Raw genomic sequence first — 2,222 nt, forward strand, 5'->3', positions numbered from 1 at the left:
AAACTATGAGCTGCTTCAGATGATCCGCGTGGCGCGGGCCATCCTGTAAACAAGAAAGACCCGCCTGGCAGTGCGGGTCTTCGATATCCAGGGCAGCTCGGTGTCAAGATTTAGGCCAGTATGCTTGAATACAAAAGGCCCGCAGCACGCGGGCCTTTTTCTTCATACCATCTACAGCGGAGTGCTTGAGTGGCCGATCGTGATCAGGCGGCTTTCCGACGGCGACGCAGGGCAGCCAGACCACCCACACCACCCAGCAGCAGCAGGGCTGACGCAGGAAGCGGGACCGGTGCCGGGGTGGGTTCACCGCCATAGTAAACCGACGCATGCGATAGATCGCGGCTGGTGAACCAGTCGCCTGCCATCAATGCAGCCGAGTCCAGAAGGAAGGCGCCGAAGGTATTGCCGGCCTTCAGAACCAGCATGACGGACGAGTAGTTGTCAGGATTGGCAATTTCCCAAAGGCCCGATGTGGTGCCTTCGGAAAACTCTGTCGTGAAGAAGACCATTCCGTCTCCATCATCTTCATCACCGGACTTGTCACCCAGCATCCAAGTGTCGATGCCGAACAAGCCACTGACAGCACCTTCGCTGTCATTTGAGTTGTTGACGCAGGCCGCACTGACGCTCGAGCCTGTGGGGACTGTCTGGTTCACGGTAAAGGTCGTGGTTTGACCGCCACCGAAACTGCCGGTGCAGGTTGCAGCCGAGGCAGCGCCCCCGGCGAGTGCCAACACTGCGGCAGCACAAAAAGCCTTCAAGTACATGGTAAATTCCTCTCGATCGTTACATGGCCATGCAACGTTGCCGGCTATGCCGAAACGCTTAGCCATCATACTGAAGGAGAAGGCATTTTCCACTCATTGCTTATTTATGCAGAATTTCCACCCCAGGTTTACGGTTTCATAGAATGCAAATTCTGATGTAAGATAAGCCATTGTGACTAATATTTCTTTTCATCAAAAATTTAGAGAAATGACGTTTGCTGTTTATAGAGTCAGGCAGCAACAACCTGTGCTTGAATAAGGATGCATTGAAGCAAAGCAAAAGAGCTCCTGATCCTTTTCTCGAATCGTCTGGACTTGGCTCCGTAACACCGCCTTTATCTGAACCGCCTGAACGCTCAGCGGCTGCGCTTACATACCCCCTAGCAGTTCTCCAGAAACTTATGCCAAGCATTGCGAAATCCGCTTGTGCCCCATGATCTTCACAATCACCGGCTGTTTCCGCGCCGGTGGCCATGGCGCAGTTCGGAAGCATCAAGGCCGCCGGAGAGGCCCGTAGGGAGGCCTGGAGGTGGTTGGCGGGTTCTGGTCTGGTTGGTCTCTGCCGTCCTCACAGGGGCGCTCCTGGCCCTTCTGGCGGCCTTCTGGATCGTAGAAAGCGGTAATGCCCGCGAGTTCGGAAAATATCCGGGCATCTTTTGCGATCGGGACGGTGGAACGATCGTGACCAATGCGAACGGCTACAGGTTCTGCGGGATCTGGATCGACAAGTTGCCGGAATAGCACCGCTTGTCGGGGGTCCAAAGGCCCCGCCAGGAGGGGCGGGGCATACTCGGAACAGGCACTCGGGAACGAAAAAAACTACAAACACAGCAACTTTTTACAGGCCTAGAACCCTCTTGAACAAAGAAGGTTCCCTATAAGTCCTTGATTTTTATTGGTTGTGTAAGCTTGCTGCGAAACAACCTTGAAGTGTCTAGAAGCCGGTTCGTCTGGTTCTCTGCGGGCTTTGGATCGATAAGCTACAGGACCAGGAGAAATCAACTTCCGGTTGTCCATTTGGACAAGTTGCCGGACACCTCAATATCCGGCATAACCGACCCATCAGCCGAGCGGCCTTTGTGTTGTGTGTTACGAGTTCGCGCCGCTCGGCTGGAAAATCCCTTCATCAAGGAAAACGCGGCATTGTCTTTGGCGTATGCGTTACGGACTTCCGGATTTTCCAACAAGCGCTGCTTCAAATCGGCAAGCTTTGTCATAGGCTTACGCTGCAGGCTGGATCGACACCTTCAGCCCGAGGCCGGAGCAGCCTTCAAGACTGTGGAGAGCGTTGGATTGCCTTCTCCTGACAGGGCCTTGTTCAAGGCAGATAGAAGCCGCTGTGCCATTTCCTTGGAGGAACCTGGGTTCTGACCCGTCCTGCACCACATAAGAGGCCCAGTCGTCTGCTCTCGTGAAGCGTCCACCTTGTGCGGCTAGTTCATCCTCCACAAGGAA

The 2,222-nt window shown here is 54.5% G+C and carries 2 protein-coding genes; both read right to left on the reverse strand.

Features of this window, described 5'->3' with window-relative positions; translation table 11 throughout:
- Positions 1–203: 203 nt before the first annotated feature.
- Positions 204–860, reverse strand: coding sequence for a VPLPA-CTERM sorting domain-containing protein (locus IE224_RS21230; RefSeq protein WP_229849500.1), 657 nt, complete (start codon positions 858–860; stop codon positions 204–206).
- Positions 861–1,765: 905 nt separating this feature from the next.
- Entirely contained in the window at positions 1,766–1,984 is a 219-nt protein-coding gene (locus IE224_RS20650) for a hypothetical protein (RefSeq protein WP_191313384.1), read from the reverse strand.
- Positions 1,985–2,222: the final 238 nt, after the last annotated feature.

Source organism: Paracoccus aerius (genome assembly GCF_014656455.1).
In the GTDB taxonomy this organism is placed as follows: Bacteria; Pseudomonadota; Alphaproteobacteria; order Rhodobacterales; family Rhodobacteraceae; genus Paracoccus; species Paracoccus aerius.